Origin of the sequence: Streptomyces sp. NBC_00425 (assembly GCF_036030735.1) — a bacterium.
Classification (GTDB): Bacteria; Actinomycetota; Actinomycetes; order Streptomycetales; family Streptomycetaceae; genus Streptomyces.
Map to the genome: position 1 here is coordinate 4509132 of NZ_CP107928.1, position 25383 is coordinate 4534514.

Genomic DNA, 25383 nt, shown 5'->3' on the forward strand with positions numbered 1-25383 from the left:
TCCCCCGGGGGCGTCCGCATCCCCGGGGGACTCCTGGATCCCCGGGGATGTGCGACACGAAGCGAAGGGGAGGGGCCCGCCGACCGGCCCCTCCCCTTCGCCGTAGCGTGCCGTCCCGTCAGCGGCGCTTGCCCGCCGGGACGACGTACCGGGCGTAGAGCAGCTCGCGCATCACGTCGTCGCCGCCCTCCACGATGGCGACGTAGCGCAGGTCGCGCACCAGCTTCCCGATCGGATGGTCGTGGGTGTAGCCGAGCCCGCCGAACATCTCCGAGCCGGTCGTCGCGACCTCCCAGCCGGCCTGGCCGCAGTACAGCTTGGCGGCCAGCGCCGAGCGCAGAGTGCCCACCCGGTACAGGGCCGCGGCCGGGTTCTCCGCCGCCAGGAACCGGTCGAACTCGGCCGCCGCCGCCCGGCACTGGTTGCGCATCACGTCGATCGTCATCTCGATCTGGCCGAGCTTGGCGGCGAACACGGCGTTCTCGCGCAGCGGCGCGCCCTTGATCCGCTTCTGCGCCGCGTACTCCATGGACAGGTCCCGGATTCTGCGGGCGACGCCGATCGCGGTGGCGGCGATGAGGATGCGGCTGGCGTTGAGCCCGATCTCCAGCAGGCGCAGCCCGTTGCCGCGCAGCCGGCCCGCCGCAGGCACCCGGCAGTCGCGCAGCCGGACCCGGTAGGTGCCCGAGCCGCGCACGCCGAGCATGTCCCAGCGCTTGACGATCTCCACCCCCGGCGTGGCGCGGGGCACCGCGACGACGGCGTAGTCGCCGTCGTCGTCGGCGGACCGGGCGAGCACGAGCAGGGTGTCGGCCGGGTCGGAGTTGGTGGAGAAGTACTTCTCCCCGTCGAGGACGAGGTCGTCTCCGTCGCGGCGGAAGGTGGTGGCCGTGCGGTTGAGCTCGCTGCCCGCGTCCTCCTCGCTGCCGAGGATGCCCAGCCGTCCGCCGTCGCGGACGAGACGCTCCAGGACGGGTCGGGCCACCTCCTCGTCGCCGTGCAGCTGGAGCATCACCGTGCCGAGCACCGGCAGGAAGGAGCCGAACGCGAAGCCGGCGTCGCCGTAGGCCAGTTCGGACACGATGTCCACGCTGTCCGCGAGGGACGCGCCGGCGCCCCCGTACGCTGCCGGGATCCACCAGTTGGCCAGCCCGGCGGCGTGCAGCCGGGCCGACTCGGCGGTGGGCTGCTCGGGCAGGCCGTCGAAGTACTCGCCCTTGGCCAGCAGTTCCGCGCGGACGAACTCCCGGACGCGCTTCAGCACCTCCGCGGCGTCCGCCGGGCCGCCGACCCGCTCCGCCGTCTCGGTCGCCTCGGTCGTCCCGGTCGTCCCGGTCGTCCCGGTCGTCTCGGTCGTCTCGGTCGTCTCGGTCGTCATGATGTCCCCCTCACCCGGCCTGGACGAAGGCGCGGGCCTTGGCCATGGTGGCGCGGCTGTTCGAGCCGAGTGCGTGCCGCACCGCCTGCCGGGCGTCCGCCAGCGTCTTGGGCGGGTCGGGAAGCGCGTCGATGCCGGCCGGGTCGAGAAGAACCTGGTGGTGCGAGGTGACCTTCACGGTGCCGTCGGGACCCTCCTCGAACCGCCACTCCCCGTTGTGGGCGTGGAGCACCGGCGGCAGGATCGTCTGCTTGTAGGTGATCCGCCGCAGCGGTTCGCAGACCCGTCCGGACGCCGTGGTGTGCAGCGAGCCGTCCGGGGAGCGGGTGTCCATCTCCATGAACTGCAGCCCGGCCACCTCCTCGCGGAGTTCGAGCCGCGCCACGTGCGGAAGCCGCTCCGGCCACCGGGACGCCTCGTAGATGAAGGCGTACGCCTCCTCGATCGAGCCGGCGATGGTCTCGGTGTCGGCGAAGTCGAACAGCAGCTCCCGCTCGGCGTCCCCGCGTTCGGCCGCCCGCCTGAGGTGCTCCAGCTCCGAGCGGCTGTTGGTGTCGACGGCCCGGGTGATGCGCTCGTGGGCCACCGGGTCGCCGTCGACGGCCCGGTAGAAGTGGTCCAGCTCCACCGTGCAGCCGCCGTCGGGCCGTTCGGTGATGCGCCAGGTCCCGCCCATCGCCGCGACCGGTTCGCGCGGCTCGATCTGTTCGAAGTCGATCCGGAGCCCGGCCGGGTCCAGCCGTCGGCGCGACTCCCAGGTGCGCAGTTCGCCGTTGGCGAGGGCCCAGATCCGGATGCGTTCGTCCGTCTCGTCGCCGCCGGTGCGCTCGGCCCGCACGGTGGGCGGGAAGTACAGCGGCCACAGGCCGACTTCGGCGACGATCCGGTAGACCGCCGTCGCCGGGGCCGACACCTCGATGCGGTGGGTCACTTCGGTGGTGGCGTCGGTGGTGCCGTCGACGGTGACTTCGGTGGTGACGGTTTCGGCGTCGCGTGCCATCACGCGCCCTCCAGTCCTGAGATGAAGTTGACAAGTTCCCGCGGCGTCGGGTGGTCCAGTACGGCGCCGGCGGGGAGCCGGAGCCCGGTCGCGGCGGTGAGCCGGTTGCGCAGGTCGACACTGAGCAGGGAGTCGAAGCCGAGTTCCTTGAAGGAGTCCTCGGCGCCGATGGCGGACGGTTCGAGGTAGCCCAGCACCTCGGCGGTGTGCGTCCGCACCAGCTGCATGAGGTCGCCGCCGGCCGAGGGCGCCGCCGCGGCGGCCGCGGGGACGGGCGCCGTGGACGGCGTCGTGACCGGAGCCGCAGCGGTGGAGGGCGCCGTGGCCCGCGCCGGCACGACGGCGGGCACGGCTGCGGGCGCGAGCGTGGGTACGGGTGTGGGTACGGGTGTGGGTACGGGCGCCGGTGCGGCGGGAGCCGAAGGCGAGTCGTTCCGGGGAAGGTCCGGCAGCCCCTCGAGCAGTCGGGCCGCACGGCTCCCGGGCCGCAGCTGCTCCGGGGCGAGCCGCAGCGGCACCCGGACCGGAGCGTGCGAGGCCAGGTTCTCGAAGAGGAGCCGCATCCCGTCCGCGCTGTCCAGCGGGGCGATCCCGATGCGGGCCAGCGCGGCGGTGTCGGCCTCGGTCAGATGACCGGTCATCCCGGTGGGCTGCCGCCACAGGCCCCAGGCCAGCGACGTCGCCTCCAGCCCGCGCGCCCGGCGGTACTGCGCGAGGGCGTCGAGATAGGAGTTGGCCGCCGCGTAGTTCGCCTGGCCGGGGTTGCCGAACACCCCCGCCACCGACGAGAACAGCACGAACGCCGACAGGTCCAGGTCTTCGGTGAGCCGGTGCAGATGCCAGGCCCCGGCGACCTTGGGCCGCAGCACCGCACGGAGCTGGACCGGGGTGAGCCCGGTGAGCAGTCCGTCGCGCAGCACGCCGGCGGTGTGGAAGACGCTGCCGGGCCGGTACTCGGCGACGACCTTCGCGACGGCGTCGGCGTCGGCGACGTCGCAGGCCACGACGGACACCTCGGCGCCGGACGCGGTCAGTTCCGCGCTCAGCTCCGCCGCGCCCCCGGCGGCCGGGCCGCTGCGGCTCACCAGCACCAGCTGCCGGGCGCCCCGCTCGGCGACCAGGTGCCGGGCCAGTTCGGCCCCGAGACCGCCGGTGCCGCCGGTGATCAGCGTCGGGCGCCGCGGGTCGTAGGAGCGCGGGGTGGTCAGCACGAGCTTGCCCTGGTGGCGGGCCCGGCTCAGCATCCGCAGCGGAACCCGGCCGTCCCGCACGTCCCAGGTGCGCACCGGCAGGTGGCGCAGGGCGCCCGCCTCGAACAGGGCGACGAGTTCGTCCAGGACCTCGCTGATCCGGTCCGGCTCGACGCCCAGGATGTTGTACGCCCGGTACGTGATCCCGGGGTGCGCGGCCTCGGTGGCGGCCACGTCCCGCAGGTCGGTCTTGCCCATCTCCGCGAACCGGCCGCCCGGCGCCAGCAGGCCGAGGGAGAGGTCGAGGGCCTTGCCGGACAGCGAGTTCAGCACGACGTCCACGCCCCGGCCGCCGGTGACGGACCGGAAGGCGTCGGCGAATTCGAGCGTGCGGGAGGAGGCGATGTGGTCGTCGGGGACGCCCCAGGCGCGCAGCGTCGGCTGCTTGTCGGCGCGGGCGGTGGCGAACACGTCGGCGCCCAGGTGCCGGGCGAGCTGGATGGCCGCGAGGCCGACGCCGCCGGTCGCGGTGTGGATCAGCACCCGGTCGCCCGGCCGGGTGCCGGCCACGTCGACGAGGCACTGGTAGGCGGTGATGAACACGATGGGCACGCCGGCCGCCTGGGCGAAGCTCCAGCCGTCCGGGAGCGGCTTGACCATGCGTTCGTCGGCGACGGCCAGCGGGCCCAGCGAGCGTTCGAACATGCCGAACACCCGGTCTCCGGCCGCGAAGCGGGTCACCTCGGCGCCGACCTCGGTGATCACGCCCGCGCCTTCGCTGCCCATGGTCTTCTCGGTGGCGACGAGGCCGAGACCGACCGTGACGTCACGGAAGTTGAGCCCGGCCGCGCGCACCTCGACGCGCACCTGACGAGGACCCAACTCGGCTTCCGCCTCCGGGTGTTCGACGAGCGCGAGATCGTCGAGGGTGCCCTTGACGGTGACGTCGAGCCGCCAGGCGCGGCCTGTGGCCGGGGGCCGCAGGCCGCTCTCGCGGGCCGGCCGCAGCCGCGGCCGGTACAGCCGCCCCGCCCTCAGGGCCACCTCGGGCTCGCCGCAGACGAGGGCCTGCGGCAGGGCCGCCAGGGACGCCGGGTCGTCGTCGACGTCGATCAGCACGAAGGTGTCCGGGTGCTCGGTCTGCGCCGAGCGCACCAGTCCGGTGACGGCCGAGGCGGCCAGGTCGCGGACGGGTTCGCGGTCGGTGACGGCGAGCGCGCCCCGGGTGACCACGGCGAGCCGCGAGGCCGAGAACTGCGAGCCGGCGCGCCAGCTCTGCACCAGGTCGGCGGCGGCCAGGGTCAGCCGCTCGGCCTGCGCCGGGTCGCCGTCCGTGCCGGGGGCGGAGCCGAGCGGGGCCACGACGACCGCGGGCGCCGGGAGCGTCACCGACTCCAGGTCGGGGAAGTCCGGCCGGTTCCACAGGCCGTCCGCGCCGACCGTCACCCACGTGTCGGAGCCGGACGCGTCCGTGCCGCGCAGTCGCTCCCACGCCGGTTCGAGGCTGACGCCCCGGTCCTCGGCGGGCAGCGGCCGCAGCGCCAGGGAGCGCACCGAACCGACGAGCCGGTCCTGGCCGTCGAAGAAGGTCAGCGACAGGTCGTCGCCGTCCGGCCGGGCGTGCACGCGCAGGGTCCGGGCGTCGGTGGGCGTCAGGTCGGCGTCGCGCCAGGCGAACGGCACCAGCAGTCCCGCGTCCGCCCGGAGCACGGCCGGGTGCAGGGCCGCGTCGAGCAGCGCCGGGTGGGCGGTGGCGAAGTCGCCCGGCTCCAGGTCGGGCAGGGCCACCTCGGCGAGGATCTCCGCGCCGCGCGTCCACAGGGCGCGCAGTCCGGCGAACGCCGGGCCGTAGTGGTAGCCGCGTTCGGCGAGCACCCGGTAGGCGTCGGCGACGTCGACCGGGGTGGCGCCCTCGGTGGACCAGCGGGCGGACTCGGCCGGGGCCTGCTCGCGGCCGGCGAGCGCGCCGGAGGCGTGCCGCACCCAGCCGCCGTCGGCCTGCCGGGCGTGCACGGTCAGGGCCCGGCGTCCGGCGGCGTCCTCGGGGTCGAGGACGATCCGCAGGTCCGCGGCCCCCTGTTCGGGCAGCGGGAGCGGCACGCTGAGGGTGAGGTCGGCCACGACGGGCCGGCCGATCCGTTCGCCGACCTCGCCGAGCAGCGACAGGAACACGGTCGCCGGCACCAGCGCGGCGCCCCGGACCACATGGTCGGCCAGCCATGGGTGGCGCTCGCGGTCGACGGTCGCGGTGACGACGGTCTGCCCGGAGGGCAGCTCGGTCGGCGCCCCGGTGAACGCGCCGCCGTCGCCGCCGGCTGCGGCCGTCGGAGCCGTCGCCCAGAAGCGGGTGCGGTCGAACCGGTAGGACGGCAGGTCGATCCGACGGCCGGCCGGCTGCAGCGGGGCGAGGTCCACCGGCCCCACGGAGTCGGGGAGCGCCGCGGCCGACGCCAGGAACTGGCCCGCGCCGCCGCTGTCCCGGCGCAGGGTGCCGAGCACGGCGCCCGTCACCCCGGCCGCGTCCAGGACCTCCTGGGCGCCGAAGGTCAGCACGGGGTGCGGGCTGCACTCGACGAAGGTGCGGTGCCGTCGCTCCACCAGTCCCCGCAGCACCGGCTCGAACCGCACGGTGTTGCTCAGGTTGTCGTACCAGTACGCCGCGTCCATGTCCGCGGTGTCGATGACCGCGCCGGTCAGCGTCGAGTGGAGCCTGACGTCGGAGGAGCGCGGCGAGATCCCGGCGAGGTCGGTGAGGAGGCGTTCCTCCAGCGCCTCCATCGCCTCGGTGTGCGACGCGTAGTCGACCTCGATGCGCCGGGCGTCGACGCCCTGCCGTTCGCAGCGGGCCAGCAGGTCGGTGAGGCCGGCGACGTCCCCGGCGACCACGGTCGACGTCGCGGAGTTGACCGCCGCGACGCTCACCCCGTCCACGCTGTTGAGGAGCCGCTCGGTCTCCTCGGCGCCGAGCAGGACGGACGCCATCCCGCCGGGGGGCGCGAGCTGCGCCAGGGCCTGGCTGCGCAGGGCCACCACCCGGCAGGCGTCGGCGAGGCTGAGCGCACCGGCCACGTGGGCCGCGGCGATCTCGCCCTGGGAGTGGCCGACGACCGCGGCGGGCCGCACGCCGACCGACTTCCACAGCGCGGCCAGCGACACCATCACGGAGAACAGCGCGGGCTGGACGACGTCGACCCGTTCCAGTCCCTCGCCGCGCAGCGCGTCGGTCAGCCGCCAGCCGCACAGCGGGGCCAGTTCCTCCGCGCAGGCCTCCATGCTCGCGCGGAAGACGGACGACTCCTCCATCAGCGCGAGACCCATCCCGCGCCACTGGGACCCCTGCCCGGGGAAGACGAACACCGGTCCGGCCAGGTCGCGGTAGGACTCGGTGCGCAGCACGGTCGGCGACCGGTAGCGCCCCGGCACGGCCGGCAGCGGGGCGTCGGAGGCCAGCGACTCCAGTCCGGCCAGCAGGTCCGCGCGGCTGTCGGCGATCACGACGCCGCGCTGCCGGAATCCGCTGCGGCCGCGCAGCGTGTGCGCGACGTCCTCGGGCGCGTCCTGCGGGGTGCGGCCGACGTGGTCGGCGAGCGCCCTGGCCTGGGCGCGCAGCGAGTCGGCGTGCGGGGCGGAGACCGACCACAGCAGCGGCGCCGTCGCGTCGGCGGCGGGTTCCCGCACGGGCTCGGGCTCGGCCTCCTCGATCACCAGGTGGGCGTTCGTCCCGCTGATCCCGAACGAGGACACGCCGGCCCGCCGGGGCCCGTCGCCCCGCTCCCACGGGCGGGCCCGGGTCAACAGGGCGAGACCGCTGTGCTCCCAGTCGATGTGGTGGGTGGGCCGGGAGACGTTCGGCGTGGCGGGCAGGACGCCTGCGCGCAGCGCCTCGATCATCTTGATCATCCCGCCGACGCCCGCCGCGGCCTGGGCGTGCCCCAGGTTCGCCTTCAACGAGCCGATCCAGAGCGGGCGTTGCGCGTCGCGGCCCTGGCCGTAGACGGCGGACAGCGCTCGCGCCTCGATGGGGTCGCCGAGTTCGGTGCCGGTGCCGTGCGCCTCGACCGCGTCGACGTCGTGCGGGCCCAGTCCGGCCTGGCTCAGGGCCTGCCGGATGACGTCCTCCTGGGCCGCCCGGTTCGGCGCGGTGAGACCGTTGCTCGCGCCGTCGGAGTTGGTGGCGGTGCCGCGGACCACGGCGAGGACGCGGTGGCCGCGCGCGCGGGCGTCGGAGAGCCGCTCCAGCAGCAGCAGTCCGGCGCCCTCCGCCCAGGCGGTGCCGTCGGCGTCGTCGGAGAAGGGGCGGCAGCGTCCGTCGGGCGAGAGTCCGCCCTGCCGGGTGAAGTCGACGAACATGCCGGGCGTCGACATCACCGCGACGCCGCCGGCCAGTGCCAGGTCGCACTCGCCGTCACGCAGCGACCGCACGGCCAGGTGCACGGCGACCAGCGAGGACGAGCACGCGGTGTCCACCGTGAGGGCGGGGCCGCGCAGCCCGAAGTAGTAGGCGATGCGTCCGGAGGCGACGCTGGTCGAACTGCCGGTGATGCGGTAGCCGCCGGCGCCCTGGTTGTCCTCGTACAGGCGCGGCCCGTACTCCTGGGCCATCGCCCCGACGAACACGCCGGTCCTGCTGCCCGTGAGGGCGTCCCGGTTCAGGCCCGCGCGCTCGAAGGTCTCCCAGGCCGTCTCGAGAAGGACCCGCTGCTGGGGGTCCATGCCCTCCGCCTCGCGGGGCGAGATGCCGAAGAACTTGGCGTCGAAGCGGTCGGCGTCGTCGAGGAAGCCGCCGCGGGTGGTGGTGGAGCGGCCGTCGGCGAGATCCGCCGCACGCCAGCCGCGGTCGGTGGGGAAGGAGGAGGTGGCGTCGCGGCCGTCCGCGACCAGCTGCCACAGGTCGGCGGGCGTGCGCACACCGCCCGGGTAGCGGCAGCCCATGGCCACGACGGCGACGGCTTCCTGGTCACCGTCCAGTGGTCCGGTCTGGGGAGTCATCGAAACTCGTGACCTTTCGTGTCGTCCGACCGGAGCGCCTCGATGAGCGCCGCCGGAGTGGGGTGGTCGAACAGCAGGGTCGTCGGCAGGACGCGGCCGGTGGCCCTGGCGACGGAGGTGCGCAGCGCGACGGCCATGCGGGAGTCCAGACCGAGGTCGGTGAAGGTGGCGTCCAGGTCGAGGTCCGCGCCCGGCGCGCGGCCGAGGATCTCCACGGTGAGGTCGAGGACCAGGTCCAGCGGGTCGCCGGACCACTGGGGCGCGGTGTCCTCGGCGGCGGGGCCGCCCGCGGCCGTGGTCGTGTCCAGCCAGTACGGGCGCCGCTGGAAGGCGTAGGGCGGGAGGTCCGCCGGGCGGGCCCGCGGGCCGTACACCGCGAGCCAGTCGACCGGCTTGCCCAGCACGAACGCGGCGGCCGCCGCCGTGGCGGCCGTGCCGGGACCGTCCTCGGGAGCCGGCCGGCCTTGCGGCTCCGCGCCCGGCCGGCCGACGAGGACGGTCGTCCCGTCGTCGCGCGTCCCGTCCCCGTGGGTTCCGTCCCTGTGGGTTCCGTCGGCCAGTTCGCGGAGCCGGGCGACCAGGGCCGTGCGCGCGGAGGCGACGACGGCGGCGCGCACGGGAAGCGCCGCGCGGGTCGTCGCCGACGCGAGGCCGAGGTCGCGCAGGTTCACGTCGTCCCGGCCGTCCAGCCGGTCGGCCAGCCGGGCCGCCTGGGCGCGCAGCGCCGCGTCGGTGTGCCCGGAGAGCAGCACCGGCACCGGCTCGTCGGCCGTCGCACCGGGCTCGCCGGGCCCCGGTAGGGCGTCCTCGCGCCGGGGCGCCTCGCCGAGGACGGCGTGGGCGTTGGTGCCGCCGAGGCCGAACGACGACACGCCGCAGACCAGCGGCCCCTCCTCGGGCCGCCAGGCCCGGCGCCGGGTGCTGACGCGCAGCCGCAGCCCGTCGAGGTCGATGTCGGGGTTGGGCCGCCGGTGGTTGAGGGTCGGCGGGAGCTCGCGGTGGAAGAGGCTCGCCGCGGTCTTGATCAGTCCGGCGATGCCGGCCGCGCCCTCCAGATGCCCGATGTTGGTCTTCACCGAGCCGACCAGCAGCGGCCGGTCCGCGGGCCGTCCCCGGCCGAGGACGCCGCCGAGGGCGCGGGCCTCCACCGGGTCGCCGGCCTTGGTGCCGGTGCCGTGCAGCTCCACGTACGCGACCTCGGCCGGATCGACGGCGGCGCGGCGGTAGGCCTGCGCCAGCACGCTCTGCTGGGCGGTCTGGGTGGGCGTCGTCAGGCTCGCGCCGCCGCCGTCGTTGTTGACGGCCGCGGCCAGCACCGTGCAGTACACCCGGTCCCCGGCGGCGAGGGCCGCCTCGAGGGGCTTGAGCACCAGCACCCCGGCGCCTTCGCCCCGCACGATCCCGTCGGCGCTGCGGTCGAAGGTGTGACAGCGGCCGGTCGGCGACATCGCCCCGAGCTCCTCGATGAGCCGGTCGCCCGTCGCGGTGAGGTTGAGCTGGACGCCCGCGACCACCGCGGTGGTGCACTCCCCGCGCCGCAGACTGCCCAGCGCCTGGTCGAGGGCGGCCAGCGAGGAGGACTGACCGGTGTCGACGACCGCGCTCGGGCCGGTGAACCCGAAGAAGTAGGAGAGCCGGTTGGCGAGGAAGGTCCGTGCCGTGCCGGTCATGGAGTAGGCGTCCACCACCGAGGACATCCGGCTCATCAGCGCGTAGTCGTCCGAGCAGGACCCGACGAAGACGCCGGTCGCGCCGCCCGCCGTGGGCGGGATGCGGGCGTCCTCCAGGGCGTGCCAGCACAGTTCGAGCAGCAGGCGCTGCTGCGGGTCCATGAGGGCGGCCTCGTGCGGGGAGATCCCGAACAGCTCCGCGTCGAAGAGTTCGACGTCGCGCAGGTATCCGCCGGGGCGGCGGCCCTCGCGCAGCCCCGTGCCCGGGCCGATGGCGTCGCCGCCCCGGCGGAGCAGCCGCCAGAAGCCCTGGAGGTCGTCGGCGCCGGGGAAGCGGCAGGCCATGCCCACCACGGCCACGGGTTCCCCGGACGTGCCGGTCGTGTCGGTCAGCTCAGTCATGTCGGTCCCGTCGGCTCTGTCAGTGGCCAGGTCGGTCATGGCGGTCTCCGGCGGCGACGAGGGTGAGCCGGCGGCGTACCTCGTCCACGGCCTCGCGGTCGTCGCGGCCGCCGCCCGGCACCAGCGCCTGGACGGAGCTGTGCCTGGCGATCACCCGGGGCTGGCGGCGGGCCAGCCGGCTGAGGCCGTCGCCCGGGCCGGCCTCCAGCAGCAGGCAGTCGTGCGCGGCGAGCAGGGCGGTGAGCGCCGGTGCGAAGTACACCGTCCGGGCCGCCTGCCAGGCCCAGAAGTCGGGGTCCAGCGCCTGCTGGTCGGCGAGCCGGCCCGGTGTGTAGGCGGAGTAGAAGGGGAAGGCCGGCCGACGCAGCGGCACCGCGCGGAACCCGGGCAGGGTCGCGCGGACGGCGTCGTCGACCGCGGGGCTGTGGAAGGCCTGCCTGGCCTGCACCGGGCGGCAGATGACACCCCGTCCGTCCAGCTCGCGGGCGGCCCGGGCCAGCGGCTCGCGCTCCCCGGCGAGGAGGAGCTGGCGGGCGGCGTTCACCGCGGCCAGGTGCACGTCCTCGCCGAGCAGGTCGGCGACGTCGTCGGGGGAGGCCGCGACGGCGAGCATGCCGCCGGGCGGGGTGTCGGCGAAGTGCACGACCCGGTCGCGCATCAGGCGGATGCCGTCCTCGAAGCCGAGGATCCCGGCCAGGGTCGCCGCGGCGACCTCGCCGACGCTGTGCCCGATGATCGCCGCGGGGCGCACGCCCCAGCCGAGCACCATCCGCCCGAGGGCGTGGTTCACCGCGTAGAGCAGCGGTTGGGCGACCGTCACGTCGTCGTAGTCCGCCGACGGCGCCTCGGCGAGCCATTCGCGGCGCAGCCGCGGGCCGTCCGCTGCCAGGAGCCGGAACGCCTCGTCCATCCAGTAGGTGAACGTCGAGTCGTGCCCGTACAGGCCCGCGGCCATCCGCGGGTACTGCGCACCCTGACCGGGGAACACGAGTGCGACCGGTGGATTCGGCTGTTGCGCTGTGAGGGGCATCCGGTACCTTCCTTTCCTGCCTTTCCCGCTGCCGCAATATGGGCCCGGGGATTCGACGTTCGCCTGAGCCTCGATCGAGAGCCGCGGACGGAATACGGCTCCGGCCGGCATTGAGCCGCCCCCGAGCAGTGCCGTGCAGACTCGACGGCCGAATGCCGAATGCCGTCGGGCGGAGGGAATGGTTGTCGTGCCAGCTGAAGAGGTATTCGTTTCCGGGGTGGGACTTCATCTGCCGCCGGCCATGCCGGCCGAGGAGGCCGTCCGGCAGGGGCTGACCGACGACTGGACCGTGCGGCGCACGCGGATGCGGTCGGTGTGCGTCGGCACGGAGGCCGGGCCGCAGATGGCGGTCCGGGCCGCGAGGGAGGCGCTGCGCCACGCGGACGCGGGACCCCAGGACATCGACCTGGTCCTGCACGCCAGCAGCTACTTCCAGGGCTACGACCTGTGGGCGCCCGCTTCGTACGTGCAGCGCGAGGCCGTCGGCAACACGTGCCTGTCGCTGGCCGTCGAGCAGCTGTCCAACGGCGGGATGGCCGCCTTCGAGCTGGCGGTGGCCTATCTGCGCGCGGACTCCCGCCGGCACAGCGCCCTGGTGACCACCGGCGACCGGTTCTGCCTGCCGGGGATCGACCGCTGGACCACCGACCCGGGGACCGTGCTCGGGGACGGCGGCACCGCCGTCGTCCTGTCCACGGAGGACGGGTTCGCGCTGCTGCGCAGTCTGGTGACGGTGTCCGACCCGACCCTGGAGAAGATGGGGCGGGGCGACGATCCCTTCGCCACGACGCCGCTGGAGACCCGGACCCCGGTCAGCGTGGAGGAGCCCCGTGCCCGCCTGGTGAAGGAGATGGGCATGTCGGAGCTGATCGACCGGCTGCACACCGGCCAGCGGGCGGCCTTCGAACAGGCCCTGCGGGAGGCGGACGTCAAGCAGGAGGACCTCGACTGGACGGTGCTTCCGCACCTCGGCCGCGCCAAGATGGACTTCCAGTTCTTCTCGGCGCTGGACCTCGACCCGGAGCGGACCACCTGGCCCTGGGGCTCGGGGGTCGGCCACCTCGGCGCGGGCGACATGTTCGCCGGCCTCGCCCACCTCACCCGGACCGGCGCCCTGCGCCCGGGCCAGACGGGTGCACTGGTCAGCGCGGGCGGCGGCTTCGCGTGGACGGTGGCCGTCCTGGAGATCCTGACCGCGGCCTGAACGCCGTCCGGCGGATCACGTCGCGCGAGCACCCCCGCTGCCGCGACGTGATCCGCCGGACCTTGCTGCGCCTGCCCCGTCCAGCCCAGCCCAGCCCAGCCCAGCCCCCGAGCCGTCCCGAGTCGTCCCTTCCCTGAACCGTCCCCGAGCGGCGACACGCCGTCACCGCGCCCCCGCAGACCGGGCCGCCTGGACCCCTTGGACCGCCGAGAAGCGGGTCACCGAGAAGCGGGCCGAGGACCGGCACGCAGTGCGCGGAGTGCGACGGGTTCCGCAGAACCGTCGCACTCCGCGCTCGCAGCGGGCCCGTCCCGGGCTGGTTCGCCGGCGTCAGGCCCCTCGTGGTGCTCCGACGAGCCGACGGCGGTACCCCACGCCGGCGGCCTCGGCCGCGACCTCCGCCACATACCTGCCGTACGGGGACTTCATCCCCTCGCCCAGCCGTCGGCACGTGTCGGCGTCGATGAAGCCCATCTGCAGCGCGACCTCCTCCAGGCAGGCGATGCGCACCCCCATGCGCTCCTCCATGGCCTGCACGTAGATGCCGGCCTTCAGCAGCGACTCGGCGGTCCCCGTGTCGAGCCAGGCGAAACCCCGGCCGAGTTCGATGAGCTTGGCCTTGCCGCGCTCCAGGTACCACCGGTTGACGTCGGTGATCTCCAGTTCGCCGCGCGGCGACGGGGTCAGGTTCTTGGCCACGTCCACGACGTCGTTGTCGTAGAAGTACAGGCCGGTGATCGCCCGGTCGGACTTGGGTTCGGCCGGCTTCTCCTCGAGCGAGACGAGCCGCCCCTCGGCGTCGGTCACCCCGACCCCGTACCGCTCGGGGTCCGGCACCGGATAGCCGAAGAGGACGCAGCCGTCCACGTCACGGGCGTTGCGGCGCAGCAGCTCCCGGAATCCCGAGCCGTGGAAGATGTTGTCGCCCAGCACGAGGGCCACCGGGTCGGCGCCGATGAAGTCGGCCCCGATGGTGAACGCCTGCGCCAGGCCTGCGGGGTGCTCCTGCGCGGCGTAGCTGAGCGAGATGCCCAGCCGCGAGCCGTCGCCGAGGAGCCGCTGGAAGTACGGCATGTCGGTGGGTGTGGTGATGACGAGGATCTCCCGGATGTCGGCCAGCATGAGCACCGACAGCGGGTAGTAGATCATCGGCTTGTCACTGACGGGGAGGAGCTGTTTCGACACGGCCAGAGTGATCGGATGCAGCCGGGTCCCGGTGCCTCCGGCGAGGACTATCCCCTTCATCGTGGGCCCCGGCCTCAGGAGGCCGGACGGTCCTGGTCGATGACGCGCTCCCGGGTCCGGATCTCGCCGGCCTCGGTGCGCACCAGTTCGTCCACCACGGTGAAGGTCGGCTCGAAGTCGACCTTCCCGGCGGCGTCGGTCCGGGTGACCAGGCAGACGTAGTCCACCCGCCAGCCGTCCGCGGTCTTCTCCACGAGGTAGTGGTCGAACCAGTGCCGGGGCACGACCGACCGGTACCGCGGGAGGGCGGCCCGCATGGCCGCGACCATCGCGTCACGGCCGGCGAGGCGTTCGCCGCGGTGCGCGTGGTCGATGACGCCGTCCTCGGTGAAGGTGTCGGCGAACTCCTCGATCTTCAGGGCGTCCATCAGGCGGCACTGTCGGGCGTAGAACCCGAGGATCTCCACGTGCTCCTCGGCCGTCACCTTCTGCCGCTCAGCGGTCTGCGTAGCCACGGTGTGCTCCTCCTCGGGCATGGGTTTCCTTCTCCGGAAGCGTTCTCCGGGCAGCTCGAAACCGACTGGACTACCGCTGCACCGGAATTCCCCGAAGCCGGACTCACCGGGTGTTCCAGTGGGGCTCATGCCGTTCGGGCCACCCTTCCGACAAATCGTCGCGGCACTTTCTTCGCACCGGGAACGGAGTTCGGAATGACGTTGCAACAGGTCCGGTCGGAAATGCGCGAGGTCGCCTCGTCGGTCTACGCCTGGATTCAGCCCGACGGCGGGTGGTGCCTGAACAACGCGGGGCTGATCCTCGACGGGGAGTGCGCGGTGCTGGTCGACACGGCCGCCACCGAGCGCCGTACCCGCGTGCTGGCCGAGGCGGTGGGCGCACTGGCGCCGGCCGGCCCCGACTTCCTCGTCAACACGCACTTCCACGGCGACCACACGTTCGGCAACTCCTACTTCAAGCCGCGGGCGACGATCATCGCCCACGAGAACTGCGCGCGGGACCAGATAGCCGCGGGCCCGGGGCTGCGCGGGCTGTGGCCGGACGTGGAGTGGGGGGAGACGCCGGTCCTCGGGCCCGACGTGACCTATCGCGGCGACGAGGCCGCCGTCCACTCGGGCGGCCGGCGCATCGCGCTGCTGCACCCCGGGACGGCCCACACCACCGGCGACACGGTGGTGTGGCTGCCCGACGAGGGCGTCCTGTTCACCGGGGACGTCGTGTGGTCCGGAAGCACCCCGTTCTGTCTGATGGGCTCGGTCACGGGGTCGCTGGAGGCGATCGGGCGGCTGCGCGCGCTCGGCGCGGAGACGGTGGTGCCCGGTCACGGGCCGGTCGGCGGCGCCGAGTTGCTGGACGAGACCGCCGCCTACCTGAACTGGCTGCTGGAGGTTGCGGAGTCGGGGCTGCGGGCCGGGCGGTCGGCGCTGGAGACGGCCCGGACCACCGAACTGGGCGCGTGGGCCGCCTTCCTCGACGCCGAGCGCATCGTCGGCAACCTGCACCGCGCCTACGCCGAGCTCGCCGGAGCGGTGCCGGGCGCGCCGATCGACGTGGCGACGGCCTTCGGGGAGATGACGCAGTTCCACGGGGGCCTCCCGGTGTGCCACGCCTGAGGGAGGGCCGGCCGGCGGACCGGGTGGACCGGCAGCCGCGAAGGGGGGTGTGACGCGCTCGCGTCACACCCCCCTTCGCACGGGACGAGGCCGGGCCCCGCCCGACGGGCGGGGCCCGGCCGTCAGGTCCGGGGTCGGGACAGTCCGGACGTCAGGGCAGGTCCGGACGTCAGGGCGACCCGGGGGTCAGAGCGGGTCCGGGCCTCAGGGCAGGTCCGGCCAGCCGGCCGTTCCGGGCGGCTCCGCCCCGGACGGCTCCGTACCGGACCGGCTCCCCCAGCCGGTCTCGGGCGGCGCGTCGGCGCCGGACGGGTCCCCCCAGCCGCTCCTGGCCGGCGGAGCGTCCGGGCCTCGGCGGCGCCCCCACACGGTCGTCGCGGGCCGGTCCGGGCCGGGCCAGTCCGCGAGGCCCGCCACGGCCGGCACGTCGGGGGCGAGGCGCTGTGCCCAGTCGGCCACCGCGGACGGATCCGCGGCGGACCGGTGCAGACGGGTCAGCAGCGCGACGGTGAGGGCGGCGATCTCCTGCTCGGTCGGCCGTCCTGAGCGAATCGTGAACAGCGGGTCCGCGGTCACGGCTACATCGGGGGGTTGCCGTGTTTGCGCGGCGCCAGGGAGGCACGTTTGCCCTCCAGCATCTCCAGCGCCCGGACGAGGGTCTCCCGGGTGTGGGCCGGGTCGATGATGTCGTCGACCAGCCCGTGCTCGGCCGCGTAGTAGGGGTGCATCAACTCCTCGCGGTAGGACCGGATGCACTGCTCCCGGGTCTCCTGCGGATCGCCCGACGCCGCGATCTCCCGGCGGAAGATGACGTTCGCCGCGCCCTCGGCGCCCATCACCGCGATCTCGTTGGTGGGCCACGCCAGGGACAGGTCGGTCCCGATGGACCGCGAGTCCATGACGATCCAGGCGCCGCCGTACGCCTTGCGCAGGATCAGCTGGATGCGGGGGACGGTGGCGACGCAGTAGGCGTAGAGCAGCTTCGCCCCGTGCCGGATGATCCCCTGGTGTTCCTGCTCACGGCCCGGCAGGAAGCCGGGCACGTCGACCAGGGTGACCAGCGGGATGTTGAAGGAGTCGCACATCTGGACGAAGCGCGCGCCCTTGTCGGAGGCGTCGATGTCCAGGGTGCCGGCCGAGACCATGGGCTGGTTGGCGACCACGCCGACCAGCCGGCCGCCCATCCGGGCCAGCGCGCAGACGATGTTGCCCGCCCAGTTCGGCTGCACCTCGAAGTACTCGCCGTCGTCGACGATCTCCTCGATCACCTTCAGGATGTCGTAGGCCTGGCTGGCCGACGACGGGACGAGGTCGAGCAGGGCGTCGTTCCTGCGGTCCACCGGGTCCGTGCAGGGGACGACCGGGGGCAGGGCCCGGTTGTTGGCGGGCAGCAGCGACAGCAGGTACCGGACGTCGGCGATGCAGGCGTACTCGTCGTCGTAGACGAACGAGGAGACGCCGGAGACGCCGGCGTGGACGTCCGCCCCACCGAGGCCGTTCATGCTGATGTGCTCGCCGGTGACGGCCTGGACCACGTCCGGGCCGGTGATGAACATCTGTGCCACGTCACGGACCATGAACACGAAGTCGGTCAGCGCGGGCGAGTAGGCGGCCCCGCCCGCGCACGGTCCGAGGATCACGCTGATCTGCGGGATGACGCCGGACGCCTGGGCGTTGCGGCGGAAGATCCCGCCGTAGCCGGCGAGCGCCGTGACGCCTTCCTGGATACGGGCCCCCGCCCCGTCGCACAGGCTGACCAGCGGGGCGCCGGCGGCGAGGGCCATGTCCATCAGCTTGTGGATCTTCGCGGCGTGCGCCTCGCCCAGGGCGCCGCCGAACATCCGGAAGTCGTGCGCGTAGGCGAAGACCTTCTGTCCGTGGACCAGTCCCCAGCCGACGACGACCCCGTCGGTGTGGGGGCGTTTGCTCGCCAGTCCGAAGGCGGTCGCCCGGTGCTTGCGGAACGCCTCGATCTCGACGAACGTCCCCTCGTCGAAGAGCAGCTCGATGCGCTCCCTGACGGTGAGTTTGCCCTTGGCGCGCTGGGCTGCGGTCGCCTCGACGCTCGGTCCCTCGCGGATGACCGCCTTGAGCCGGGCGAGCTCCTCGGTGCGGGTCCGCAGGTCGTTGCGTTGGACGGCCTCCTCGAGGTCGTCCGGGAGTATCGCGCTCCCGGCCGACTCGGCGACTGACGTCAGCATGAATGCCCTTTCGTTGCGACATGTCGATGACGATGACGGACGGCTGCTGCCGCTCAGCGGAGCTGGCGCACCACCATCGCCGAGTTGAAGCCGCCGTGCCCGCGGGCGACGATCAGCGCCGACCGGATCGGGCCCTGCCGCGGCTCGCCGACCACGAGGTCCATCTCGTACTCGGGCACGGCCTCCCGGACGCCGACGGCGGGCGGGATGGCGCTCCAGAACATCGACAGCAGCGCCGTCGCGACATCGAGGGAGGCGCCGCCGGCGAACAGCCGTCCGGTCATGGTCTTGGGAGCGGCGACCGGGACGCCGTGCGGCCCGAAGACCTCCTTGAGGGCCTCCGCCTCCACCTGGTCCAGTTCGGCCTCGCCCACCGCGTCGGCGAAGACGACGTCGATGTCCGCGGCGTCCATGCCGGCGTCGCCCAGCGCCATCTCGATGGCCCGCTGCAGACCCGGCGGGCGGCCGGGGGTGCCCGGGTCGAAGGTGGAGGCGTAACCGGCGATCTCGCCGAAGACGGTGGTGCCGATCCGCTTCTTCGCGCTCTCCGGCGTCTCCAGCACCATGATCGCGCCGCCCTCGCCGGGCACATAGCCGCCCGCCCGCTCGTCGAAGGGCAGGTAGGCGCGCTGCGGGTCGGAGCTGCGGCTGATCCGGCCGGTGGCCTGGTGGGCGACCCAGGCCCACGGGCACAGCGTGCTGTCGATGCCGCCGGTGAGCATCAGGTTGGCGCCGTCCCGCAACTGCCGCCGGGCGTGGCCGATCGCGTCGATCCCGCCGGCCTGCTCGCTGATCACCACGGCGCCGGGTCCGTGCATCTTGTGCCGGATGGATATCTGGCCCGTGTTGACCGCGTAGAACCACGCGAACGACTGGTAGGCGCTGACGTACTCCGGGCCCTGGTGGTGCAGCTTGGCCAGCTCGCGCTGGCCGAACTCGTAACCGCCGCCGGAGGCCGCCGTGACCACGCCCATCTCGTCGGTCGGGACGTCGCCGCCTCGCACCCCGGCCTGGCGCAGCGCCCAGTCCGTCGCCACCAGCGACAACCGGGTGATGTGGTCGGACTGCGGCAGGATCCGGTCCTGCAGATGCCGGTCGGGCACGAAGTCGGGTATCTCACCGCCGAGTTTGCAGCGGTACTTCGAGATGTCGAACTTGGTGACCCGCCGGATGCCGGACTGGCCGGCCATCAGCGCCCGCCAGTACGACGTCGGACCCAGCCCGTTGGGCGCCGCGATGCCGATTCCGGTCACCACTGCTCGCCTGGTCATCGCTTCGCTCCTCGTACGTTTCGCAGGATCATCGCGCTCTGGAAGCCGCCGAAGCCGCTGCCGACGGTCAGCACGGTGTTGAGCCGCTTCTCGCGGGCCACGTTGGGCACGTAGTCCAGGTCGCACAGCGGGTCGGGTTCGTTGAGGTTGGCCGTCGGCGGGATCAGTCCCTCGCGCATGGCGAGCAGGCAGCCGGCGATCTCCAGCGAGCCGATCGCGCCGAGCGAGTGACCGATCATCGACTTGAAGCCGCTGATCGGCGTGGTGAAGGCGTCCTCGCCGAGGCTGCGCTTGAAGGCGCCCGTCTCGTGCAGGTCGTTCTGCTTGGTGCCCGAGCCGTGCGCGTTGATGTAGTCGATGTAGGGGGGCAGAATGCGCGCCTCGTCCATCGCCACCTCGATGGCCGAGGCCATGTCCTTGCCCTCGGACTCGAGACCGGTCATGTGGTACGCGTTGCAGCGCGAGGCGTACCCGGCGATCTCCCCGTAGATGTGCGCGCCGCGGGCCCGTGCGTGCTCGAGCTCCTCGACGACGACGATCGCGCAGCCCTCGGCCAGCACCAGGCCGTCGCGGGTCTTGTCGAAGGGGCGGCAGGCGTGCTCGGGGTCGTCGTTGCGGGTGGAGCTCGCGCGGAGCACGTCGAAGCAGACCACCGTGATCGGCGACAGCGGAGCCTCCGTGCCTCCGCTGACGACGACGTCGGCGCTGCCCTCCTCGATCAGCCGGGCCGCGTAGCCCACCGAGTCGATGCCGGAGGTGCAGCCGGTGGAGACCAGGGTGACCGGTCCCTCCGCGCCGGTCTGCGTGGCGAGTTCCGCCGCCATCGAGCTGGGGTTCACGTAGTCGTACAGATGGGGGACGGTGTAGCCCTGGTCGACCTCCCAGAGCCGGCCGCCGTCGCTGCCGATGGTGAACTCACGCTCCAGACTGGTGGTGCAGCCGACGGCGGAGCCGAGGGCGACGCCGACCCGGGTGGGGTCCATGACGTCGAACTGCAGGCCCGCGTCCGCGACGGCTTCCCGGCCCGCGACCACGGCGAACTGCGCGGCCCGGTCGAGGCGTCGCACGTCCTGCGGGGTGAGCCCCGACTTCAGCGGGTGGAAGTCGACCTCGCCCGCGATGCGGGAACGGAAGGCCGAGGGATCGAAGTGGGAGATCGCCCTGGTCGCCGTCCTGCCCTCGGCAAGTAGGCTCCAATATTCCTTGACACCTATGGCACCTGGCGAAATGACGCCGAGCCCGGTGATCACAGCGCGACGGGACACCGATGGCCTCCTGGATCAATGCAGGTTGGTTTGTACGAGAATGCGGCGTCTGGCTCGTGACTGACTCGACAATCACCGCACCGGCACGGCGGACACCTCGCGGGCCCGCTTCTCGGCCGCCTGGTGCGCCTGCGCCAGCGACTGCTCGGCGAGCGGCACGAGCGCGGCCATCGCGGGCACCCGGGGGGCCAGCGAGAGCTGGGCGGCGATGATCTCGACGTCCAGGCCGAGACCGGTGCCGAACACGGTCTGCAGGTACGGGCCGCAGTGGTTGGCCTTCTCCATGGGAGCGCCCGGGCTGTAGCCGCCGCCGTAGCTGGCGACGACGGTCGCGGGACGGCCGGCCAGCGGGCCGGGGCTGCCGTCGAAGGTGATCGTGCGGTCGTTGACCAGCACCTGGTCGAGCCACGCCTTGAGCGTGGAGGGGATCGACCAGTTGTACATCGGGGTGCTCACCAGCAGCGTGTCGGCGGCCAGCAGCTCCTCGACGAGCTCGTCGCGCAGCAGCATGGCGGCGCGCTGGTGACCGTCGTGCGCGGCCGGCGGGACGAACCCCGCGGTGACGCCCGCCTCGGTCAGCGGCGGCACGGGCACGGCGCCCAGATCCCGGTAGGTGACGACACCGTCCGGGTTCTCCTTCTGCCACGCCCGGCGGAAGGTCTTGGCCAGTTCCCGGGAGACCGAGCCCCGGGACATGGCGGAGGAGTCGATGTGCAGCAGGTGCGGCATGGCTGTCTCCCGAAAGTCTGCGGATGGTGGCAGGGGTCCGTTCACGCCACGGTCGGTCAGCCCGCTCGTGTCACGGCGGACCCCGCCTCAAGCGGCCCCCGCGCCCCGGCACGCGTCAGGGGCGGGACGCCCACGGCGTTCCCACCCCTGTTGCTCCGCTGCGATCCGGCCGTCCCGCAGATCCGGGACGGCCCAAAGACCCCGGACACACGCCCGACGCCCCGGTGCCGCGCTCTCCTACGGGACGAGCGCGGTCAGCAGCACCGACTGGTCGCCCTCGATGCTCCGCGCGCCCTGGTAGTCGAGGCCGGCCTGCTCGAACAGCGCCGCGAACTGGTCGACGCTGCGCCGCTTCCCGCCGCCCATGAGGACCATCAGCAGGTCGACGGCGGTGCAGATCTCCTCGAACGGGCTGTCGCCGCCCAGCAGCATGTCGACGACGACCACCCGGGCGCCGGAGGCCGCGGCCCGCGCGGTGTTGCGCAGGATGGCGACGACCGTGTCGTCGTCCCACATGTACATCATGTGCTTGTACAGATAGGTGTCCGCTCCGCCGGGCACGGACTCGCGGCAGTCCCCGGCGAGCAGTTCGGCGCGTGCGGCCAGCGCGCCGCCGGCCCGCAGCCGTTCGTCGACGCCCGGCAGCACCTGCTCCAGCTCGAGCAGCACCCCGTGGATGTCGGGATACGCCTCCATCAGCTGCAGCAGCAGCTGTCCCTGGCCGCCGCCCACGTCCATGACCGTCTCGCCGGGACGCGGGGCGAGCGCCGCCACCAGCGCCGGGGCGTTGTTGAGCAGGATGGTGTTGGCGGTCATCGCCCGGTTGAAGATCGCGCCGGCCTCGGGGTCGTCGTTGACGAAGTAGCTCTGCGCCTGGGTGCCGAAGACCTTGGGGAAGGCGGCCTCACCGGTGCGCACGGCGTCCGCGGTGTGGTGCAGCACCGCGACCGGCACGTGCAGCCACCCGAAGCGGATGACGTCCGGGGCGCCCCAGGTGGAGTCCTGACGGATCATCCGCGACAGCTCGGTGTGCCGGAACCGGCCGTCCTCGAGGGCCTCGAAGAATCCGTGGCAGGACAGCGCGCGCAACAGCCGGCCGAGCGCGTCCGGGTCCGCGTCGACGGCCTTCGCCAGCTCGTCGGCGCCGAGCGGCTCGTCGTCCAGCGCGTCGGCCACCTTCAGGTCGACGGCGGCCTGGACGAACTGCAGGGCGGCGAAGCCCATGCCGATCCGGTACAGCTTCACCCGGGCTTCGAGGGAGGGAAGTGCGGGAGTGGTCATGGCTCTCTTTGCTCCAATCGTGCCGGTCGTGCCGGGCAGCGCCGGTCATACCGGTCGTGGGGGGCTCGGGTCAGCCGTGCTGTGCCGCGAGCCGGGCGTAGTAGCGGCCGGGGTCGGGCACGTCGTGGCGGATGACCCGGGACCTGGCGCGCAGCCCCTCCCCGGTGCGCACCAGCTCGTCGGTGACGACGCAGCTCGGCTCGAACGTCACGTCGCCGTTCTCGTCGGTGACGCTGACCAGACAGGTGGCCGTGACCCGGGTCGAGCCGTCCGGCTGCGGCTCGGCCCGGCGGTTCTCGAACCAGTGCCGGATGGTGCTGGTCCCGTAGCGGGAGATGTTCGCGCGCACGCCCTCCAGCAGTGCGGGGCGGCTGCGCAGCTGCCAGGCGCCCTCGTAGCCGAAGAAGCAGTCCTCGGTGAAGGTCTGCACGAAGGCCTCGAAATCGCGCCCCTCCAGCAGCGGCATCTGGTGGGCGTAGTAGGCGGCGATCTCCGAGGAGAGATCCGTGTGCTGCTCGGTGTGCTGGCCGGTGTGCTGCTCCGAGTGCTGCAGCGTCTGCGACACGGTGCACCCCTTTCGACGGTCCGGTGGTTCGCGGGAACCGCACCGTGCACCCCGCCGATCCAGAGCGACTGGAGCGTCGGTGAAACGCCGGCGCCGAGGCCCCGCCTCGTCGATCACGGCTCTGGGCGGGCCGCGGGCCCCGGACGCTCCAGCCGGGCGCGACCTCCCTTCGAGACCGCTCCCCCACCCTCGGCACAGCACGATCTCTCGATCCCTCGCACAAGGAGCTGACGACATGTCCGACGGGACGCCGACGAAGAGCCAGGAGGTGCGGCTCGTCTCCTACCCGGACGGCGAGCTCTCCCTCGACCACTTCGAGGTCGCCGTGACGGAGCTGGCCGAGCCGGAGCCGGGTCAGGTGGTGGTCCGCAACGACTGGATGTCCCTCGGCACGGTCTACCGCGACCAGATGCAGTCCTCGCTGGACATCCCGATCCCCGTGTTCCAGCTGGGCCAGCCCATGTGGGGCCGGACGGTCGGCACCGTGGTGAAGTCCGCCAGCCCCGACCTGGCCGTGGGCGACCTCGTCGAGCACTTCAGCGGCTGGCGCGACCATGTCGTGGGCTACGCCGGGCAGTTCTTCAAGCGGGACCCCGAACTGCTGCCCGGCAGCGAGTACTTCCTCTCCAACGGACCCACGGCCTGGCGTGGTCTCGCCGAGATCGCCAAGGTGCGCGAGGGCGACGTGGTGTTCGTCTCCGGCGCCACCTCCGGCGTCGGCTGCCTCGCCGCCCACATCGCCAAGGCGCTCGGCGCGGCCAAGGTCATCGGCAGCACCGGCTCCCCGCAGAAGATCGACTTCCTGGTCCGGGAAGCCGGCTACGACGCGGCGTTCGACTACCACGACGGCCCCGTGGTCGACCGGCTGCGTGAGCTCGCCCCCGACGGGATCACCGTCTTCTTCGACAACGTCGGCGGCGAGCAGTTCGAGGCCGCGGTGCAGGCGGCCGCCCCCGGCGCCCGCTTCGCGCTCTGCGGCTCGCTGGCCGCACAGCACGGCGAGGACGCCCGCCCCCGGCTGGACCTCACGAGCCTCATCCCGCGCGAGCTGTCCTTCCAGGGCTTCGCCACCCTGCACACCCCGCAGCAGATCGAGGACTGGAACACGCAGTTCGGCGCGTGGCTCGCCGAGGGCCGGATCTCCTTCCCGCACACCGTGGTGGAGGGCGGCGTCGCCGCGCTGCCGCAGGCCATGATCGATCTGCTGAAGGGCCGGCTCTCCGGCACCGCGCTGGTGAGGTTGTCCTGACCATGAGTACCGCCGCAGGCCCGGTCCTGAGCGTGAAGGCGCTCAACCGCGCCTTGATCCACCGCCAGTTGCTCGCCGAGCGGTCCACGATGTCGCCCGCCGGGGCAGTCGCCCATCTGGCCGGGCTGCAGGCCCAGGCCCCCAACCCGCCGTACATCGGGCTGTGGACCCGGCTCGCGGACTTCGCGGTCGAGGACCTGGCGGTCCTGGTCCGGGAGCGGAAGGTGGTGCGCATCGCCCTGATGCGCTCCACGATCCACCTCGTCACCGACGACGACTGCCTCGCCCTGCGTCCGCTGCTGGCCGAGATGCTGGCCCGCACGGTCAAGGGGCAGTTCGGCCGGCAGGTCGCGGGCCTGGCCACCGACGAGATCGCCAAGCTGGGCGCGGAGCTGGCCGAGGAGCGCACGCTGACCTTCGCCGAGCTGGGCGCGCTGATGGCGGAACGCATGCCGGGGCACGATGCGAACGCGCTGGCCCAGACCGTGCGCAACCTGGTGCCGCTGGTCCAGGTCCCGCCGCGCGGCCTCTGGGGCCACAGCGGTCAGGCCGCGCACACCACCGTCGAGCGCTGGCTGGGCCGCGGACTCGATCCGGACGCCTCCCTCGACACCTATGTACGGCGCTACCTGGCCGCGTTCGGCCCGGCGAGCGTCAAGGACATGCAGAAGTGGTCCGGTCTGACCCGGCTGAAGGAGGCGTTCACCCGGCTCGGGCCGGCCCTGCGCACCTACCGGGACGAGACCGGGACCGTGCTGTACGACCTGGCCGGGACACGGTTGCCGGATCCGTCCGAGGAGCTGCCCGCCCGGTATCTGCCCGAGTTCGACAACATCCTGCTCTCGCACGCCGACCGGGAACGGATCATGGCTGCGGAGCACCGTCCGAGAGTCTTCACCAGCAACGGCATCATCCGCGCCACCTTCCTGATCGACGGCTTCGTGCGGGGCCTGTGGCGGATCGACCGCGCCAAGGACGCCGCCACCCTGGTCGTCGAGCCCTTCGTCCCCCTGGCACGCCGGGACGTCGCCGAACTGACCGAGGAGGGGGAGCGGCTGCTGAGCTTCGCCGCCTCCGGGACCGGGCGCCACGACATCCGGTTCGAGACGGTCGGCTGACATCCGCGCGCCCACATCCGAGGAGCCA

17 protein-coding genes and 1 pseudogene are annotated in these 25383 nt (G+C 73.3%); 4 read left to right on the forward strand and 14 right to left on the reverse strand.

Annotated features, from left to right (window positions below; all coding sequences use genetic code 11):
• Positions 1 to 118: 118 nt before the first annotated feature.
• The 5 genes and pseudogenes from OHS82_RS19320 to OHS82_RS19340 all read right to left on the reverse strand — a co-directional run bounded on the left by OHS82_RS19320 (position 119) and on the right by OHS82_RS19340 (position 11659).
• Entirely contained in the window at positions 119 to 1378 is a 1260-nt protein-coding gene (locus OHS82_RS19320) for an acyl-CoA dehydrogenase family protein (protein WP_328434204.1), read from the reverse strand.
• Positions 1379 to 1388: 10 nt separating this feature from the next.
• Positions 1389 to 2378, reverse strand: coding sequence for an aromatase/cyclase (locus tag OHS82_RS19325; protein ID WP_079041163.1), 990 nt, complete (start codon positions 2376 to 2378; stop codon positions 1389 to 1391).
• Positions 2378 to 8551, reverse strand: a pseudogene (locus OHS82_RS19330) (type I polyketide synthase); the annotation flags it as partial. The pseudogene OHS82_RS19330 and the gene OHS82_RS19325, both read right to left, overlap by 1 nt.
• 2 nt (positions 8552 to 8553) lie before the next feature.
• Positions 8554 to 10629, reverse strand: a complete 2076-nt coding sequence (locus OHS82_RS19335) for a beta-ketoacyl synthase N-terminal-like domain-containing protein (RefSeq protein ID WP_328434206.1) — start codon at positions 10627 to 10629, stop codon at positions 8554 to 8556.
• A 19-nt stretch (positions 10630 to 10648) separates the two neighbouring features.
• On the reverse strand, positions 10649 to 11659 hold the full coding sequence (locus OHS82_RS19340; protein ID WP_057577761.1) for an acyltransferase domain-containing protein: 1011 nt from the start codon (positions 11657 to 11659) through the stop codon (positions 10649 to 10651).
• A gap of 217 nt (positions 11660 to 11876) precedes the next feature.
• Here OHS82_RS19340 and OHS82_RS19345 point away from each other — a divergent pair, with 217 nt between their 5' ends.
• Positions 11877 to 12863, forward strand: coding sequence for a ketoacyl-ACP synthase III family protein (locus tag OHS82_RS19345; protein ID WP_328434207.1), 987 nt, complete (start codon positions 11877 to 11879; stop codon positions 12861 to 12863).
• 330 nt (positions 12864 to 13193) lie between these two features.
• On the opposite strand, the gene rfbA is transcribed toward OHS82_RS19345, so the two are convergent.
• Positions 13194 to 14108, reverse strand: coding sequence for a glucose-1-phosphate thymidylyltransferase RfbA (rfbA, locus tag OHS82_RS19350; protein WP_057577763.1), 915 nt, complete (start codon positions 14106 to 14108; stop codon positions 13194 to 13196).
• A gap of 14 nt (positions 14109 to 14122) precedes the next feature.
• Complete coding sequence (locus OHS82_RS19355; protein WP_242433096.1) at positions 14123 to 14563, reverse strand: nuclear transport factor 2 family protein; 441 nt, start codon at positions 14561 to 14563, stop codon at positions 14123 to 14125.
• 195 nt (positions 14564 to 14758) lie between these two features.
• On the opposite strand from OHS82_RS19355, the gene OHS82_RS19360 reads away from it, so the two are divergent.
• Positions 14759 to 15676, forward strand: a complete 918-nt coding sequence (locus tag OHS82_RS19360) for an MBL fold metallo-hydrolase (RefSeq protein ID WP_057577765.1) — start codon at positions 14759 to 14761, stop codon at positions 15674 to 15676.
• A 204-nt stretch (positions 15677 to 15880) separates the two neighbouring features.
• Here OHS82_RS19360 and OHS82_RS19365 read toward each other — a convergent pair whose 3' ends face one another.
• From OHS82_RS19365 to OHS82_RS19395, 7 genes are all read right to left on the reverse strand, one after another.
• The gene (locus OHS82_RS19365) at positions 15881 to 16252 is read right to left on the reverse strand and encodes an acyl-CoA carboxylase epsilon subunit (RefSeq protein ID WP_057577766.1); all 372 of its coding nucleotides are present in this window, start codon (positions 16250 to 16252) and stop codon (positions 15881 to 15883) included.
• Positions 16253 to 16254: 2 nt separating this feature from the next.
• Entirely contained in the window at positions 16255 to 17877 is a 1623-nt protein-coding gene (locus OHS82_RS19370) for an acyl-CoA carboxylase subunit beta (RefSeq protein ID WP_079041164.1), read from the reverse strand.
• 53 nt (positions 17878 to 17930) lie between these two features.
• The gene (locus OHS82_RS19375) at positions 17931 to 19148 is read right to left on the reverse strand and encodes a ketosynthase chain-length factor (RefSeq protein ID WP_057577767.1); all 1218 of its coding nucleotides are present in this window, start codon (positions 19146 to 19148) and stop codon (positions 17931 to 17933) included.
• On the reverse strand, positions 19145 to 20413 hold the full coding sequence (locus OHS82_RS19380; RefSeq protein WP_057577768.1) for a beta-ketoacyl-[acyl-carrier-protein] synthase family protein: 1269 nt from the start codon (positions 20411 to 20413) through the stop codon (positions 19145 to 19147). Before OHS82_RS19380 ends, OHS82_RS19375 begins: the two co-directional genes overlap by 4 nt.
• A 72-nt stretch (positions 20414 to 20485) precedes the next feature.
• Positions 20486 to 21142 (reverse strand): FMN-dependent NADH-azoreductase, encoded by a 657-nt coding sequence (locus OHS82_RS19385; protein WP_057577769.1) that lies wholly within the window; start codon positions 21140 to 21142, stop codon positions 20486 to 20488.
• Between the two features lie 237 nt (positions 21143 to 21379).
• A complete protein-coding gene (locus OHS82_RS19390) occupies positions 21380 to 22423 on the reverse strand; it encodes a methyltransferase (protein ID WP_328434208.1) in 1044 nt (347 codons plus the stop codon).
• A gap of 70 nt (positions 22424 to 22493) precedes the next feature.
• Positions 22494 to 22988, reverse strand: a complete 495-nt coding sequence (locus OHS82_RS19395; RefSeq protein ID WP_057577771.1) for a nuclear transport factor 2 family protein — start codon at positions 22986 to 22988, stop codon at positions 22494 to 22496.
• A gap of 235 nt (positions 22989 to 23223) precedes the next feature.
• Here OHS82_RS19395 and OHS82_RS19400 point away from each other — a divergent pair, with 235 nt between their 5' ends.
• Both OHS82_RS19400 and OHS82_RS19405 read left to right on the forward strand, forming a co-directional pair.
• Positions 23224 to 24237 carry an MDR family NADP-dependent oxidoreductase gene (locus OHS82_RS19400; RefSeq protein WP_057577772.1) on the forward strand — a complete coding sequence of 338 codons (1014 nt, stop codon included), beginning with the start codon at positions 23224 to 23226 and terminating at the stop codon, positions 24235 to 24237.
• 2 nt (positions 24238 to 24239) lie between these two features.
• Positions 24240 to 25355, forward strand: a complete 1116-nt coding sequence (locus OHS82_RS19405; protein ID WP_057577773.1) for a winged helix DNA-binding domain-containing protein — start codon at positions 24240 to 24242, stop codon at positions 25353 to 25355.
• The last annotated feature ends 28 nt before the right edge of the window (positions 25356 to 25383 follow it).

What these genes read in the sequence shown, in the direction of transcription:
- OHS82_RS19320 (WP_328434204.1), bottom strand. Translation starts at nt 1,378, where the DNA reads ATGACGACCGAGACGACCGAGACGACCGAGACGACCGGGACGACCGGG.
- OHS82_RS19325 (WP_079041163.1), bottom strand. Translation starts at nt 2,378, where the DNA reads ATGGCACGCGACGCCGAAACCGTCACCACCGAAGTCACCGTCGACGGC.
- OHS82_RS19335 (WP_328434206.1), bottom strand. Translation starts at nt 10,629, where the DNA reads ATGACTGAGCTGACCGACACGACCGGCACGTCCGGGGAACCCGTGGCC.
- OHS82_RS19340 (WP_057577761.1), bottom strand. Translation starts at nt 11,659, where the DNA reads ATGCCCCTCACAGCGCAACAGCCGAATCCACCGGTCGCACTCGTGTTC.
- rfbA (WP_057577763.1), bottom strand. Translation starts at nt 14,108, where the DNA reads ATGAAGGGGATAGTCCTCGCCGGAGGCACCGGGACCCGGCTGCATCCG.
- OHS82_RS19360 (WP_057577765.1), top strand. Translation starts at nt 14,759, where the DNA reads ATGACGTTGCAACAGGTCCGGTCGGAAATGCGCGAGGTCGCCTCGTCG.
- OHS82_RS19370 (WP_079041164.1), bottom strand. Translation starts at nt 17,877, where the DNA reads ATGCTGACGTCAGTCGCCGAGTCGGCCGGGAGCGCGATACTCCCGGAC.
- OHS82_RS19375 (WP_057577767.1), bottom strand. Translation starts at nt 19,148, where the DNA reads ATGACCAGGCGAGCAGTGGTGACCGGAATCGGCATCGCGGCGCCCAAC.
- OHS82_RS19385 (WP_057577769.1), bottom strand. Translation starts at nt 21,142, where the DNA reads ATGCCGCACCTGCTGCACATCGACTCCTCCGCCATGTCCCGGGGCTCG.
- OHS82_RS19390 (WP_328434208.1), bottom strand. Translation starts at nt 22,423, where the DNA reads ATGACCACTCCCGCACTTCCCTCCCTCGAAGCCCGGGTGAAGCTGTAC.
- OHS82_RS19400 (WP_057577772.1), top strand. Translation starts at nt 23,224, where the DNA reads ATGTCCGACGGGACGCCGACGAAGAGCCAGGAGGTGCGGCTCGTCTCC.
- OHS82_RS19405 (WP_057577773.1), top strand. Translation starts at nt 24,240, where the DNA reads ATGAGTACCGCCGCAGGCCCGGTCCTGAGCGTGAAGGCGCTCAACCGC.